The sequence below is a fragment of the Microbacterium sp. NPDC055910 genome, from assembly GCF_042271185.1.
Taxonomy (GTDB): domain Bacteria; phylum Actinomycetota; class Actinomycetes; order Actinomycetales; family Microbacteriaceae; genus Microbacterium.
Genome location: NZ_JBHJZS010000019.1, coordinates 46,246 through 58,741, shown reverse-complemented (window position 1 = coordinate 58,741; position 12,496 = coordinate 46,246). Strand labels below are relative to the sequence as shown.

14 protein-coding genes are annotated in these 12,496 nt (G+C 65.1%); 6 read left to right on the top strand and 8 right to left on the bottom strand.

Annotated elements, in window-relative coordinates; translation table 11 throughout:
- On the bottom strand, positions 1-1,599 hold a 1,599-nt coding region (locus ACFC3F_RS09635), incomplete at its 3' end, for an LVIVD repeat-containing protein (protein ID WP_376128877.1).
- Positions 1,600-1,857: 258 nt separating this feature from the next.
- Here ACFC3F_RS09635 and ACFC3F_RS09630 point away from each other — a divergent pair.
- Positions 1,858-2,517, top strand: coding sequence for a DUF305 domain-containing protein (locus tag ACFC3F_RS09630; RefSeq protein WP_376128876.1), 660 nt, complete (start codon positions 1,858-1,860; stop codon positions 2,515-2,517).
- 26 nt (positions 2,518-2,543) lie between these two features.
- Here the strand turns inward: ACFC3F_RS09630 and ACFC3F_RS09625 are convergent, their stop codons facing one another.
- The 3 genes from ACFC3F_RS09625 to ACFC3F_RS09615 all read right to left on the bottom strand — a co-directional run bounded on the left by ACFC3F_RS09625 (position 2,544) and on the right by ACFC3F_RS09615 (position 6,441).
- Positions 2,544-3,476 carry a hypothetical protein gene (locus ACFC3F_RS09625; protein WP_376128874.1) on the bottom strand — a complete coding sequence of 311 codons (933 nt, stop codon included), beginning with the start codon at positions 3,474-3,476 and terminating at the stop codon, positions 2,544-2,546.
- A 197-nt stretch (positions 3,477-3,673) separates the two neighbouring features.
- A complete protein-coding gene (locus ACFC3F_RS09620; protein WP_376128872.1) occupies positions 3,674-4,267 on the bottom strand; it encodes a hypothetical protein in 594 nt (197 codons plus the stop codon).
- A 122-nt stretch (positions 4,268-4,389) separates the two neighbouring features.
- Positions 4,390-6,441, bottom strand: coding sequence for an LVIVD repeat-containing protein (locus tag ACFC3F_RS09615; RefSeq protein WP_376128871.1), 2,052 nt, complete (start codon positions 6,439-6,441; stop codon positions 4,390-4,392).
- Between the two features lie 229 nt (positions 6,442-6,670).
- Here ACFC3F_RS09615 and ACFC3F_RS09610 point away from each other — a divergent pair, with 229 nt between their 5' ends.
- Complete coding sequence (locus ACFC3F_RS09610) at positions 6,671-7,327, top strand: DUF305 domain-containing protein (protein WP_376128869.1); 657 nt, start codon at positions 6,671-6,673, stop codon at positions 7,325-7,327.
- Between the two features lie 33 nt (positions 7,328-7,360).
- Here the strand turns inward: ACFC3F_RS09610 and ACFC3F_RS09605 are convergent, their stop codons facing one another.
- Together ACFC3F_RS09605 and ACFC3F_RS09600 are read right to left on the bottom strand one after the other, a co-directional pair.
- Complete coding sequence (locus ACFC3F_RS09605) at positions 7,361-7,993, bottom strand: YoaK family protein (RefSeq protein WP_376128868.1); 633 nt, start codon at positions 7,991-7,993, stop codon at positions 7,361-7,363.
- Positions 7,994-8,162: 169 nt separating this feature from the next.
- Entirely contained in the window at positions 8,163-8,882 is a 720-nt protein-coding gene (locus tag ACFC3F_RS09600) for a helix-turn-helix domain-containing protein (RefSeq protein ID WP_376128866.1), read from the bottom strand.
- 84 nt (positions 8,883-8,966) lie between these two features.
- Here ACFC3F_RS09600 and ACFC3F_RS09595 point away from each other — a divergent pair, with 84 nt between their 5' ends.
- The 4 genes from ACFC3F_RS09595 (at position 8,967) to ACFC3F_RS09580 (ending at position 11,184) form a co-directional block, all read left to right on the top strand.
- Positions 8,967-9,164 carry a helix-turn-helix transcriptional regulator gene (locus ACFC3F_RS09595; protein ID WP_376128865.1) on the top strand — a complete coding sequence of 66 codons (198 nt, stop codon included), beginning with the start codon at positions 8,967-8,969 and terminating at the stop codon, positions 9,162-9,164.
- A gap of 104 nt (positions 9,165-9,268) precedes the next feature.
- The gene (locus tag ACFC3F_RS09590; RefSeq protein ID WP_376128863.1) at positions 9,269-10,435 is read left to right on the top strand and encodes a DUF3631 domain-containing protein; all 1,167 of its coding nucleotides are present in this window, start codon (positions 9,269-9,271) and stop codon (positions 10,433-10,435) included.
- A gap of 93 nt (positions 10,436-10,528) precedes the next feature.
- Positions 10,529-10,915: a plasmid mobilization relaxosome protein MobC gene (locus ACFC3F_RS09585; protein ID WP_376128861.1), complete on the top strand. Its 387-nt coding sequence runs from the start codon at positions 10,529-10,531 to the stop codon at positions 10,913-10,915.
- Positions 10,891-11,184 carry a hypothetical protein gene (locus ACFC3F_RS09580; protein WP_376128860.1) on the top strand — a complete coding sequence of 98 codons (294 nt, stop codon included), beginning with the start codon at positions 10,891-10,893 and terminating at the stop codon, positions 11,182-11,184. Before ACFC3F_RS09585 ends, ACFC3F_RS09580 begins: the two co-directional genes overlap by 25 nt.
- Here ACFC3F_RS09580 and ACFC3F_RS09575 read toward each other — a convergent pair.
- Positions 11,111-11,551: a hypothetical protein gene (locus ACFC3F_RS09575; protein WP_376128859.1), complete on the bottom strand. Its 441-nt coding sequence runs from the start codon at positions 11,549-11,551 to the stop codon at positions 11,111-11,113. The two genes, ACFC3F_RS09580 and ACFC3F_RS09575, sit on opposite strands and share 74 nt — an antisense overlap.
- 108 nt (positions 11,552-11,659) lie before the next feature.
- Entirely contained in the window at positions 11,660-12,217 is a 558-nt protein-coding gene (locus ACFC3F_RS09570) for a recombinase family protein (RefSeq protein ID WP_120227538.1), read from the bottom strand.
- Positions 12,218-12,496 lie beyond the last annotated feature (279 nt).

Sequence of the window (12,496 nt, the reverse complement as noted above, 5' to 3'; positions counted from 1 at the left end):
ACGCACCGTTGCCAGAGCCTCGCCCGACAGCGTGCCCGCACGCTCAGCCTGATCCACGAACGACTTCGCCACGTTGTAGCTGGCGTCGTGCGAGAACGACTCCTGGCCCTGGACGTTGACCTGCGGCGAAGCGAATTCGCTCGCTGCCGCGATCTCGTTGGCCGAGAGGTGCGCGCTCGGCGTGAGCTGGAACGTGTCGAAACCACGCGTCAACTCGGAGCCGTAGATGTTGCCGTTGTACCAGTACGTCGACCAGAAGCCACCGCTCGCGGCGCTCGTCGCGCTGATCGGGCCGCGGTCGAAGTAGCCGATCTCGACCGGGTTGGCCGAGTCGGTGAAGTCGAACACCGAGAGACCGCCCTGGTACCAGGCCTGGACCATGATGTCGCGACCCGGAACCGGAACCAGCGAACCGTTGTGCGCGACGCAGTTCTCGCGGTTGGTCTGCACGTTCGGGATCTTGTAGTAGCTGCGGAACTCCATCTTTCCGTCGACTATGTCGTAGATGGCGTTCGCGCCCCACTCCGGACGGTGGATCGACTGGCAGTAGGCACCGCCGCCGCCGCCCCACTCGTCGGTGAAGACGACCGTCGTGCCGTCGTTGTTGAACGTGGCCGAGTGCCAGTACGCGAAGTTGCCGTCGGCGACAGCATCGATGCGCTGCGGGTTGGCGGGATCGCTGATGTCGATCAGGATGCCGTTACCCGCGCACGCGCCGGCCGCGAGACCGATCTCGGCGTACACCGTGATGTCGTGACACTGGTTAGTGTTCGGGCTCGGCGACCAGCCGCCACCTGACGGGTGACGGGGGGCCGTGGGGCCGTTCTGCAAGCCGTTGACGGCACCGGTGACCGGGTCGGCGAACAGACGCGACTCCGTCACGACCGCGGCAGCTGCCGGGTCGGCGACGGGGACCTTGATGACCTCGATGCGCCAGCGCGACGGGTTCTCGGTGTCGGCTGCGCCGTTGCTGCAGCCCGCGAGCTGCGATGCCGCGCGGACGCCCGCGGTGCCCGAGACGTAGATGTAGATGTTCTCGGTGTCATCCGGGTCCTGCAGCACGGTGTGCGTGTGCGAGCCACGGCATGTCTGGACGGCCGCGACCTGCACAGGGTTGTAGATGTCGCTGATGTCGAACACGCGAACGCCGCGGAAGACCGTCGACTGCGGGTTCGTCGTGCAGTCCAGACGCGCGCTGGTCGCTTCGACCGACAGGAAGAGCAGGTCGCCGACGACGGAGGCGTCGTTCTGGCTGCCGGGACAGATGAACTGCGTGAGCAGTTCGGGGTTGGCCGGGTCTGCCACGTCGTAGAACTGGACGCCGTTGTAGTTTCCGACGATCGCCATGTCGTCCTTGAAGGCGAGGTCGGAGTTCGTGCCGAGGCCGGCGAGCTTCGGAAGCGTCGCGAGGTGCTCGACGTTGCTCGACGCGGTGCCCGCGTCGTACAGGCCTGAGCTCAGGCCTTCGCGGGGGTCGGCCGGAGCCGGGTCGGCGACAGCGGACGTCGCCGCCATCATCGAGACGCCGAGGGTGAGTGCGCCGGTGACGGCAAGCGCTCGCGTCCTCCAGCGCGCTCGGGGGGTGGTGCGTGAGTTCATGCGGGGGTTGCCCTTCGTGTCGGTCTTCATCGATCTGACAGGTACTAACTCAAGCGAAAGTGCGCTTCTCCGAGCGGGTTGCCCGGCCTCTGCGCACTTCGCGTACAGCACGGATATGCAGTTGTATGTTCGGGAATCTATAGGTTTGCTGAGAATCTCCGCTACCTTTCTCGTTACATTTCTGTTTCGACCTTCCAATCGGTGCACCGTCGCACTGCAAGATGGAGCCACCGAAACCAGACCGAGAGGCACCTCTCCATGCCCGTATCGCCCCGCTTCCTCCCCCTCGGCGCGGCGGTCGTGATCGCACTCGGGTTGACGGCGTGCACCGCCGAGCCCGAGGCATCCGCCCCCGTTCCCACCGCCCCCGTGATCCAGCCCGGGGCACCGGGCGAACCGAACCGGACCCTGTCGCCCGAAGAAGCCGCCGCGATCCAGTCGGAGCCGCACAACGATGCCGACGTCGTCTTCGTGCGCGACATGATGCACCACCACTCGCAGGCGCTGATCATGACGAGCTACGTCGAAGAACGCACGAGCAACCGTGACATCCGGCTGCTCGCCGAGCGGATGGACATGAGCCAGAGCGCCGAGCTCGAAAGGTTCGAGGCCTGGCTGCAGGCGCGCGGTGAGGCGCCTCGCGATCCGGATGCCGGACACGCGGCGCACGCCGACATGCCGGGCCTTCTGACCGATGCCGAGCTGGCGCAGCTCGAGGCGGCGCGCGATGCCGCATTCGACCGGCTGTTCCTCGAGCTCATGATCAAGCACCACGAGGGCGCTGTCGAGATGGTCATCGACCTGTATGCGTCTGGGGGCGGCCGGGAGACCGAGCTCGACGTCATGGCCGGTCACATCGAGGCCGATCAGGGCATCGAGATCAGCCGCATGCAGGAGATGCTCGCCGCGAGGTCCTGAAACCACCGCGGCGAGCATCTGAGCACTCAGGTTCCCGAGGTGTTCGCCCGCTGGGCTGCGGCGACGGCTTCTGCCACGGCGTCAGCCCGTGCCTGCGCGATGAGGGCCTCGGTCTTGCGCTTGCGTCGGCGACGGTCAAGGGCCGACAGCACGATCAGCAGCACGATGATCGCGATGACGACCAGCTGAGACCACGGCATCGTGATCACGGTCGCCTGAGCCTCGGAGGGCGCGATCTCGCCCACCTCGAGGTCTTCCGCGACGGATGCACCCTGCGAGACGACGTCGACGGTGGCGACGAACAGCGGCCAGACGCCGCGTACCTGCCGTTCGAAGGTGCGGGACTCGCCCGGTGCGATCTCGGTGATCGTCTCGGGGTCCAGCGTGCGTGCGAGCCAGCCGAAGGGACCCGAGACGGTGGCGAGCGATTCGACGCCGAGGCGCACGTTGCCGGTGTTCGAGACCTCGTAGGTGAGGGTCAGCGTGCCGGGCTCGAACGGGTTGATCGAGCCGGTGTAGGTGCCCGAGACGCTCGTCGTGAGCGCGGGGGCCATCTCGCCGGTGACGCGGGTCATGACGCGGAAGCCGACGCGGGACTCGACGCCCACCTCGCCGCCGCTGCGGATGCTGGCGGCCACGCCGGCGGGGTGGTCGCCCGGCGTCGCGTTCTCGGGCACGGTGATCGTGAAGGGAACGATCGCGTCGCCGCCCGAGGGTACCTCGATGCTGTCCTGGATCTCGATCCAGGTGCCCGCATCGACGGACTCCTGGTCCGAAGTCAGCATGTTGAACCGGCCCGTGGCCGTGAAGTAGCCGTCAGCGGCCGTGAGCTGGAACGTCACGGTCTCGCGGCTGAGGTTGCGCACGAGGAGGTGCTCTTCGACCGTCGAGCCGGGGTCGAGCTCGAGCTCGACCCACGAGCGACCGTCTTCGCCGACACCGTCGCTGGGCCGAACCATCCAGGTGATGGTGTCGTCTTGCGTGTCGGCGGCAGCGGCCGTCGCTGCGGGCGCGAACGGCACCGCGAAGAAAAGGAGTGCGAGTGAAGCGACGATCAGTCGTCGAAGAAAGCGTTGCATGAGACCTCGGGGGGAGTTTAGTCGGTCGCACGCGGAGAGGCCGCACCCGTGGGTACGGCCTCTCGCGTGTCGAGGTTTTACTCGAACAGTGACAGGGTCATCACCGAGGTGTAGCTGCCGGATGCGGCGGCCGATGCGGCGACCTTGAGGGTCAGGTCGGCGGTCGCGTCCCAGGCTCCCTGGTCGTAGGTGCCTTCCTGGTCGACGTTGGCGTAGAGCAGTTCCTGGTCGACGAGGCCGGGGCCTTCGTCCAGGACGCCGGGGACGTCGCCGCCGACGGAGACGGCGCCGTCGGTGTCCTGGGCGGTCTGCGGCGACCAGCCGAGGTGCTCTGCACCGATCGAGTTCGCACCGGAGGTGAACGCGCTGGCGGTGCCCATCACGTACCAGGGGGTGGTGGGAACGACGGCGCGGGTGTCGGTGACGGTCACGGTGGGCAGGGTGCCGGTGAACGAGCGGACCAGCGGGTCGCCCGAATCCTGCTCGGTGAGCGAGGTGTCGTTCGCGGCGACGCTCATGGCGAGCACGCCCGAGGGGTAGCGGTCGGTGACCTCGACGTTGATGTTCACCGAGCCGTCGTCGACGACCTCGTCGGCGGTGGCCACAGCAGCACCGGCCGAAGCCAGCAGCAGCGTGCCGAAAGCCATCGCGCCCACACGGGTGGCAGTCATTTTCTTCATGGGTATGTTCCTGTTCTTCGGGTCGTGGATCGGGTGATCCGGGAGTAGAGCTTGCGCTGAGCTCCCCGGGGTCGGATGCGGACACCCGACCCCGGGGAGACTATCGGGATGGGTTAACTTGCGGGGAACGCGCCGAACGGAGCGGTCTTCGTCTCGGTCACCGTCTCACCGTCGATGGTCCACGTCGTGGTGACCGTGGCCTCGCCGGCCGGAGCCGATGCGAGACGGGTGTTCATCGACACGGACACCGTCTTGCCGGGGGCGACGTTGGTGAACGTCTTGGTGCCGTAGGCGGTGGTGATGACGATGTTCGCCGGGACGTGCTCGTTGTTCGTCGCCGAGACCGACAGGTAGACCTTGCCGGCGAGGGTGCGCGGCTCGGTGCTGGTGTCGAACGTGGTCAGCGAGTCGGCAAGCTCACGCAGCGCGTCAGCGGCAGCACCCGAACCGGCCGCGACAGCGGCAGCCTCGAGAGCGGCCTTGGCCTGCGTGGTGCCGCCAGCCTCAGCAGCAGCGATCTGCGAACGCACCGTTGCCAGAGCCTCGCCCGACAGCGTGCCCGCACGCTCAGCCTGATCCACGAACGACTTCGCCACGTTGTAGCTGGCGTCGTGCGAGATCTTCGGCTGGTGCTGCGGGTTGAACTCGTCGATCTGGTACTCGGCAGCAGCCGCCAGCTCGTTCGCGCTCAGGTGCTCGCTCGGCGTGAGTGCGAGGCTGTCGAAGCCACGACCGATCTCGGAACCGAAGACGTGACCGTTGTACCAGTACGCCGACCAGTACCCGGCCAGCGTCAGGGCGTTGGGGTTGATCGGGCCGCGGTCGAAGTAGCCGATCTCGACCGGGTTGGAGCTGTCGGTGAAGTCGAACACCGAGAGACCACCCTGGTACCAAGCCTGGACCATGATGTCGCGACCCGGAACCGGAACCAGCGAACCGTTGTGCGCGACGCAGTTCTCCTGCGCCGTCTGCGGTGCGGGCATCTTGTAGTAGCTGCGGAACTCGAGCTTGCCGTCCACGATGTCGAAGATGGCGTTCGCGCCCCAGTTGAGCGGGTCGATCGCGCGGCAGCGAGCACCGCTTCCGCCGCCCCACTCGTCGGTGAAGACGACCTTGGTGCCATCGTTGTTGAACGTGGCCGAGTGCCAGTACGCGAAGCGCGGGTCGGTGACCGCATCGAGGCGAACCGGGTTGGCCGGGTCGCTGATGTCGATCAGGATGCCGTTGCCCTCACAGGCACCGGCAGCGAGGCCGATCTCGGGGTACGACGTGATGTCGTGGCAGGCGTCCGCCGCGGAGGTGGACTGCATGCCCTCACCGTGGCTGCCGCCGGGCCACAGGCCCGCGGGGCTACCCGTCGCCGGGTCGCTGAAGATGCGGGCGTGGTTGACGATCGCCGCACCGGCCGGGTTGGCCAGCGGAACCTTGATGACCTCGACGAGGAAGCGCGCGCCCAGGATGGGGTTGCCCTCGGCGTCGAGCTGCGACTCGATCGTGTTGCCGGCGACGTTCGTGCAGCCGCCCTCGACGTTCGTCGTCGTCGTGCGGACGCCAGCGGTGCCCGAGACGTAGACGTAGACGTTGTCGGCGTCATCGGCATCCTCGACGACCGTGTGCGTGTGCGAGCCGCGGCACGTCTGAACGGCCGTCACCTGGAACGGGTTGTTGATGTCACTGATGTCGAAGATGCGGACACCGCGGAAGTTCTGCGGGTCGGTGACAGGAGTGTTGCTGGCCGATCCGCAGTCGAGGCGGCCGGGGGCCGATTCGACCGACATGAACAGCAGGTTGCCGTAGACGGAGACGTCGCCCTGTCCACCGGGACACAGGAACGAACCCGTCAGCGTCGGCGCTGCGGGGTTCGAGATGTCATAGATCTGGAAGCCGTTGTAGTTTCCGTTGATCGCGTAGTTTCCGGTGTACGCCATGTCGGAGTTGTAGTTGCCGAAGCCTTCGGGCTTGGCCTGCGTCGAGAGCAGATCGACGTTGCTGGCGGCGGTACCGGCGTCGTACAGGCCGGGGGCCAGCCCCTCGCGGGGGTCTGTCGGGGTGTCGGCCGTTGCGACGGTGGCGGTAGCCGTCACCATCGACATACCGAGGGCGACGGCGCCCACGGTGGCCAGTGCGCGCGCCTTCCAGCGTGCGCGTTCGGGTCGTGTGTTCATGCGGAGAGTAGGCCTTTCAATCGTCATCGATTTGTTGCGTCATTGCGTTGGCCGAAGAGCACTCCGCAACCCGAGACCGGATCGCGGTGTGCGCTTCGCATACTTCACGAATATGCAGTTATATGTAGGGGAATCTATAGGTCTGCTGGGAACAGCGCTACCCACAATGCGATTCCCTGTCATATAACCGATGATGAATCGAACGCTCGAAGACGAGAGGTGCAGGACGATGGCGCGATGGACCCGGCTGATTTCGACGGGTGCGGCGCTCATGCTCGCGGTCGGCCTCACCTCCTGCACGAGCGAGGCTGAGGCGGCACCGACATCGACGGCGCCGGTCGTGCAACTGGGGGGTCCGGGCGAGCCGAACCGCACCCTCTCGCCCGAAGAGGCGGCCGCGATCCAGGGCCCGCCCTATGTTGAAGAAGACGTCGTCTTCGTCCGCGACATGCTGCACCATCACTCGCAGGCGATCATCATGACCGACCTCGTGGCCGAGCGCTCCGACGACGAAGAAGTCAGGATGCTCGCGCAGCGCATGGCCATCGGTCAGGAAGAAGAGATGCGCCAGATGGAGTCCTGGCTGCAGGACCGCGGCGAGCCGGCTCGCGATCCGGATGCCGGACACGATGCGCACGCCGGCATGCCGGGCCTGCTCACCGAGGCCGAACTCGACGCTCTCGCCACCGCCGAGGGCAAGGCGTTCGACCGGATGTTCCTCGAGCTCATGATCAAGCACCATGAGGGTGCCGTCACGATGGTCGTCGACCTCTACGCGTCGGGCGGTGGCCAGGAAGTCGCGATCGACACGATCGCCCGCCACGTCGAGGGCGACCAGAACATCGAGATCAAGCGCATGCAGGGAATGCTCGCCGACCGCTCCTGACGGGTCCGGCCAGGGCGCGGCATCCGATAACGCTCAGACGTGAAGCCAGGCTCGAGTCTGGGGAATGGCCAGCGCCACGGCGAGCGCGATGACCGGAAGCCACAGGGCGGTGGCGCCGGCGAGTGAGAAGGCTCCGGCACCCGCGACGGCGCCCAGAGCGATCGCCAGCCACAGCACCAGGTGACGCGCCCATGCCCACGGGGGTCCGCCCTTGAGCGCGGCGACGAGGGCGGTCGCGAACTTGACGAGTGCGCCGGTCATATAGGTGATCCCGAACGTGACTTCGCCGCCGCGGGCGAAGACGGTGTTGAGCGCGCCCATCGCCGCAGCGAGCAGCGCTCCGGTCACCCACGTCCAGCCGGGGATCGAGGTGGCAGCTGCCGCGGTCATCCCGACCAGCACGAGGATGAGCACACGGGTCTCGCCGCGCATCCGACCGCCCGGAAGGCTGGTGCCGATCATCGCACCGACGACGAACGCCGCGATGAGGAGGAGGGCGGTCCCCGCGGCGACGAGGCTCGCCCCGGCGAGGTCGACACTCGCGCGCGTCGTGTTTCCGCTCATGAACGAGACGAAGTAGCCGCCGAGGTAGACGAACCCGAAGCCGTCGACGAACCCCGCGAAAGCGGAGAGCACCGCGGCTGCCGTGAACGTGCGACGGCTCAACGATCGGACCATGCGTTCTCTCCCCACCGGGCTTCCCTCAGAGGGGAAAAGCGAAACCCCCGCCATGTAGAAGCTAGGCGAGGGTTTCTAGAGTGACTGTAATGATCACCCGTGTGGCTCCGACGGGCGTCGATCCCGTGACCTCACGATTTTCAGTCAGATTTGCGCCTCATCGCCTGGATTCGTCGGCGCTCACACTCGTGCAGTTCCGGTGATCTTTGTGATCTATGTGATCACCTCGATCGTCGTTCGCGCCGGGAGTTGTGGTCAAACTGTGGCCAAAGGGGTCAGCCGGCACGCGAACGCCACGTTGTTCCAGGAAGCTAGCCATGCGTCGAAGCTCAGCGAAGGATTCGGCCACGCGGTTGCGGAGATGCCCCAGATCGTTGAAGCCGGCGAACTTACGATTGATCTGAAGCGCCCTCGCTAGCGATTCCGTATGGTGCGCCACTTCCCGTCGTTGCATTTCATAGCTTCGAAGCGCGACCAGGGCAGCGGTTTCTTCAGGCGTCTCCGCGTTCACATCCATGAATAGTTGGTGCCCCTCGAACGGGAGGGACAGCCATTCGAGGAAGTCGATCGCGGACATCGTCGCGATCTCCTCACTGACTCCTGGAATCCCTGTCGGCTCGTAGGGACGGTGGTGGTCGACGAGGATCTGCTGTGGTGCAACGCCCAATGCTCTGGACAGCTCGAGAAGCTCGACGACTGTCAGATCGAGCTTGCGCCCCAGCTCGATGTTGCTGACGACCTTCGCGCTGAGGCGTGCGTTAGGGATAGCGGCAGCTAGCTCGCGAACGGATCGGAATCCGCGACGCAGACGCAGATCTCGGATGCGCTCACCGATCGAGCGCGCAAACGAATCTTTCCCCGATTCGGACCAATCCATCCCTCCATGGTGTCTCACACTTCAGACGTTGTCATCGTCGAAGCAAGTGCTCACAGAGAACGAGCACAACGAAACGAAGGGGACATGATCATGGATGACTCACTACTCACGCCCGCGGAAGCTGCCCTCATCGCCGGAATGACGACTGGCGCGCTGGCCCAGCTTCGCTACCTCGGCAAGGGGCCCGACTTCTACAGGCTGGGACCTCGAACGATTCGCTACGCGCGTTCTGAAGTCGTGGAGTGGATCCGCCAGAGCCGCACCACGGCGAGCGGCAGGTGACCCGGTTGGTTACTCAGATACCTGAGCTCGCGGACGCGCTCGATTCTGCTCAGCGGGCTATTCGCCGATACTGCGTCCTGCCGGACGCGGCGTCGTATGACGCAGTGACGCTGTGGGCGGCCGCATCCCACGTGGTTCCCGCCCTAGATGTTGCACCGAGGTTGGTGATCCGATCAGCCGAGAAACGATCGGGGAAGACGCGCTTGCTCGAGGTGCTGAGCCTGCTGGTCAACGACCCTGTGCGATTCGCAGACGTCAGCGTTCCGTATCTCTTCCGACGCATCGAGAAGGCAGGGGACACCCCGCCGACGTTGATGCTCGACGAAGCGGACGCGATTTTCTCAGCGGGACGGCCGAGTGAACGCTCCGAAGCCCTCCGCGGGATCCTCAACACCGGATTCCAGCGGGGTTTCGTATACGGCCGGGTCGAGAAGCCAAACAATCAGCTGAAGGAGTATCGAGTCTTCGCCCTGGCAGCGATCGCTTCGATCGGCGCACTGCCGGACACTATCGAAGACCGAGCGATAGTACTCACTATGCGTCGGCGTTCGGGAACTGAACCCGTTGAGCAGTTCCGGCTTAGGGACGCAGGGGAGTACCTCGCCGTAGTGCGCCATCGCCTGCATCGTCTGCTCACCGACCACCAAGATGAGATAGCCGGTGTCCGCCCCGAACTGCCGGTGGAAGACCGCGCAGCTGATCTTTGGGAGCCGCTCGTCGCAGTGGCCCATCTCGCAGGAGACGAATGGATCAATCGCGCCTGGGCAGCAGCAATCACCATGGTCGAGCAAGCGCGGGAGGACGAGAGTTCCGCGAACGTCGGCTTGGCGCTTCTGGAAGCCACTCGCGAAGTACTCAACTCGTACCGCGATGGCGCATGGATCGGCAGCGTCCAGCTGGTCGAAGCCCTCAGCACGGTGCCCGAATACCGCGATTTGGCGAGCGCGCTGGGAGTCGCGGGAGTCGCTCGGGTACTTCGTCCATACGGAGTCCGACCCGCCAACCATCGTGTCGGGGAGAGCGTGCGAAAGGGATATCGACTCGTCGATCTTCGTGACGCATGGATGCGGTACCTCCCCTCTGCGCTTTCGCCCGCTACAGGAGCTACGCCGCTACTTCCGCAGAGAGATCAGGAGGAAGCAGCCACGCGACAAGCTACACAGCCGCTACGCACCGCTACCCACGAAGCGAATCGAGGGCAAGGGAATGCGGAGCATCCCGCGGCAGCCTCTGTTTCCCACATCGAAGAGGTGACGCATGTGCGGTCATGAACCCTGCGGAGCAAGCTATACGGTTAGGGCCCCTAACTCGGCTTGTCTGTCCAGTCGAAGTTTCTCCCGTTCGCTGCGCTGGGCATGGAGAGCATGATGGTCGACCGCGCAAGCCAGAACCGCCGACGGCCGAACGCACCCGCCTCGCGTCAGATTGTTCACAAGGTGAAAGTTAACGAGGAGGAAGAGGCCGCACTGGTCGCTCGCTCCACGGAGCAAGGCGTGACCGTTGCCCGACTACTCGTCGAGTCGGCACTTTCACCCGAGCCCGGCGAGACGGCCACCGATCGAAGGAATGCTCTGGAGATGTTCTTCCGTATCGAGCGACTCATCTCGAACATCGCAAGCAACGTGAATCAGATCACGAGAGTAGCGAACACTACGGGCAGCACCGATCTGTCATCTCTACGCGAACACCTTCAGCAAGCGAAGGCAGCGTACGAATCCATTGATCGATGCGTCGAACGGTTCTCCTTATGACCGGGACTGGGCGACCGAAGCCCAGGAAGGTCTCTTTCTACGTCGATCTATCGCTCGATGAGCGTATGCGGGCGGCCATGCTCAACACGATGGTCGCAGAAGGACACCGCTCCCTGTCGGACTTCTTGAGCAACGCCGTGCTCTACGAGCTTGCTCGTCTTGAGGCGCGGTACAACTCGGGGGAGCCATTCGTGGTCACTGCTTCGGGCTCGGTTCCTCGGGGCCGACCGCCGGCGCTTCGGGCGCGGTCGAGAAGTGTCGGCGATTGAACACGGTCTCGTAGATGTCGTCACTGATGAGGCCGCGGCGCGCCGCGTCGGCGATCTCCGACCAGGTGCCAGGCGGATCGACGATCAGCGAGTCATACCCGTCGGTATGGCCGCCTTGCACGTAGGGGAACCGCGTGAGTTCGTCCACGAGCTGCGCCCGATCGATGAACCTGGCGGCATAGCGCTGGCATATCTCGTACGGCGTCGCGCCGGAGAATCCGTCCAGAGGCATTGTCACCATAGCGGCCGTGCGGAGTGCGCTGAGCACTGACGGCTGGGCCATCCCGAGCCATCTGGCGATCTCGCGTTGGCTGTATCCGTGCTGGTCGAACCGGCGCAGCTCGCGCCGGTAGTCCAGCTCAGCCATCTCTTTCCGATGGCGCGCGGACACCGCCGCACGGGCCCAGTCCGGAACCTCTGAGATCGCCATATCTATCACCCCTGATAGGGAATTCTATCTCGTCCATAGTGATCACTATCGGACGAGTGCTCGTCGCACGCTAGAAGTTCCGACCCCGAGCACGCGCGCGATGCTTGCCCAGCTCTGCTGCCCGGTACGCATGCGCTCGGCCTCAGCAATCCGCTCGGGCGTCATCACGCTCGGACGGCCGCCGACACGACCCTGACTGCGCGCGTAGTCGAGACCGCGGAGGGTGTTTTCCCGGATGGTATCGACGCGGAGTTGCGCGAACACCGCGACGATGCCGTAGAGAGCTCGGCCCATCGGCGTGGTCGTGTCGATCATGGGCTCGGTGAGGCTGACGAGGTTCACCTGCCGCGCGTCTAGGTCCTGCAGCGTCTCGATCAGGATGCGTTCACTACCGGCGAGACGGTCGAGACGTCGCACTTTGAGAATGTCGCCCGCTCGCAAATAGTTCAAGCACTCGAGCCATTGCGGGCGGTCCGTGGAGCGGCTCGATTCGCCGTGGTCGACGAATACCCGTTCACAGCCGGCGGCGCGCAGCTCAGCCTCCTGAGCGTCGGGGTTCTGCTCGCGCTTGGAGACTCGGGCGTACCCGACTTCGTGTGCCATGCCGAAAACGCTACAGCCGAGGTATCGGGGCGTTTAGGTTTCGGCAGGGGGTATCGGCAGGCCACGTGCCGGCGTGTCGCGCAGGTGATCGAAATCGGTGGCAAGACCGTCGAAATCGATCGATTTCGGCTGTCTCACAACTAAGGGTTAGTACCCGGCAAGTTGCGAGACATAGATGTGAGACACCGCACATCCCGGAATCCGGTCGACTGTCTCCTGATCCGATGAGACGCCCCGTAACCGTAGGGTTATGAGACATCGGCCGTGGCGCACATCGGG

Excerpts from the sequence above, each read along its gene's own strand:
- ACFC3F_RS09570 (WP_120227538.1), bottom strand. The coding sequence starts at position 12,217 with ATGGCACACGAAGTCGGGTACGCCCGAGTCTCCAAGCGCGAGCAGAAC.
- ACFC3F_RS09585 (WP_376128861.1), top strand. The coding sequence starts at position 10,529 with ATGATGGTCGACCGCGCAAGCCAGAACCGCCGACGGCCGAACGCACCC.
- ACFC3F_RS09615 (WP_376128871.1), bottom strand. The coding sequence starts at position 6,441 with ATGAACACACGACCCGAACGCGCACGCTGGAAGGCGCGCGCACTGGCC.
- ACFC3F_RS09595 (WP_376128865.1), top strand. The coding sequence starts at position 8,967 with ATGATCATGGATGACTCACTACTCACGCCCGCGGAAGCTGCCCTCATC.
- ACFC3F_RS09580 (WP_376128860.1), top strand. The coding sequence starts at position 10,891 with ATGCGTCGAACGGTTCTCCTTATGACCGGGACTGGGCGACCGAAGCCC.
- ACFC3F_RS09620 (WP_376128872.1), bottom strand. The coding sequence starts at position 4,267 with ATGACTGCCACCCGTGTGGGCGCGATGGCTTTCGGCACGCTGCTGCTG.
- ACFC3F_RS09625 (WP_376128874.1), bottom strand. The coding sequence starts at position 3,476 with ATGGTTCGGCCCAGCGACGGTGTCGGCGAAGACGGTCGCTCGTGGGTC.
- ACFC3F_RS09600 (WP_376128866.1), bottom strand. The coding sequence starts at position 8,882 with ATGGATTGGTCCGAATCGGGGAAAGATTCGTTTGCGCGCTCGATCGGT.
- ACFC3F_RS09610 (WP_376128869.1), top strand. The coding sequence starts at position 6,671 with ATGGCGCGATGGACCCGGCTGATTTCGACGGGTGCGGCGCTCATGCTC.
- ACFC3F_RS09575 (WP_376128859.1), bottom strand. The coding sequence starts at position 11,551 with ATGGCTGAGCTGGACTACCGGCGCGAGCTGCGCCGGTTCGACCAGCAC.
- ACFC3F_RS09630 (WP_376128876.1), top strand. The coding sequence starts at position 1,858 with ATGCCCGTATCGCCCCGCTTCCTCCCCCTCGGCGCGGCGGTCGTGATC.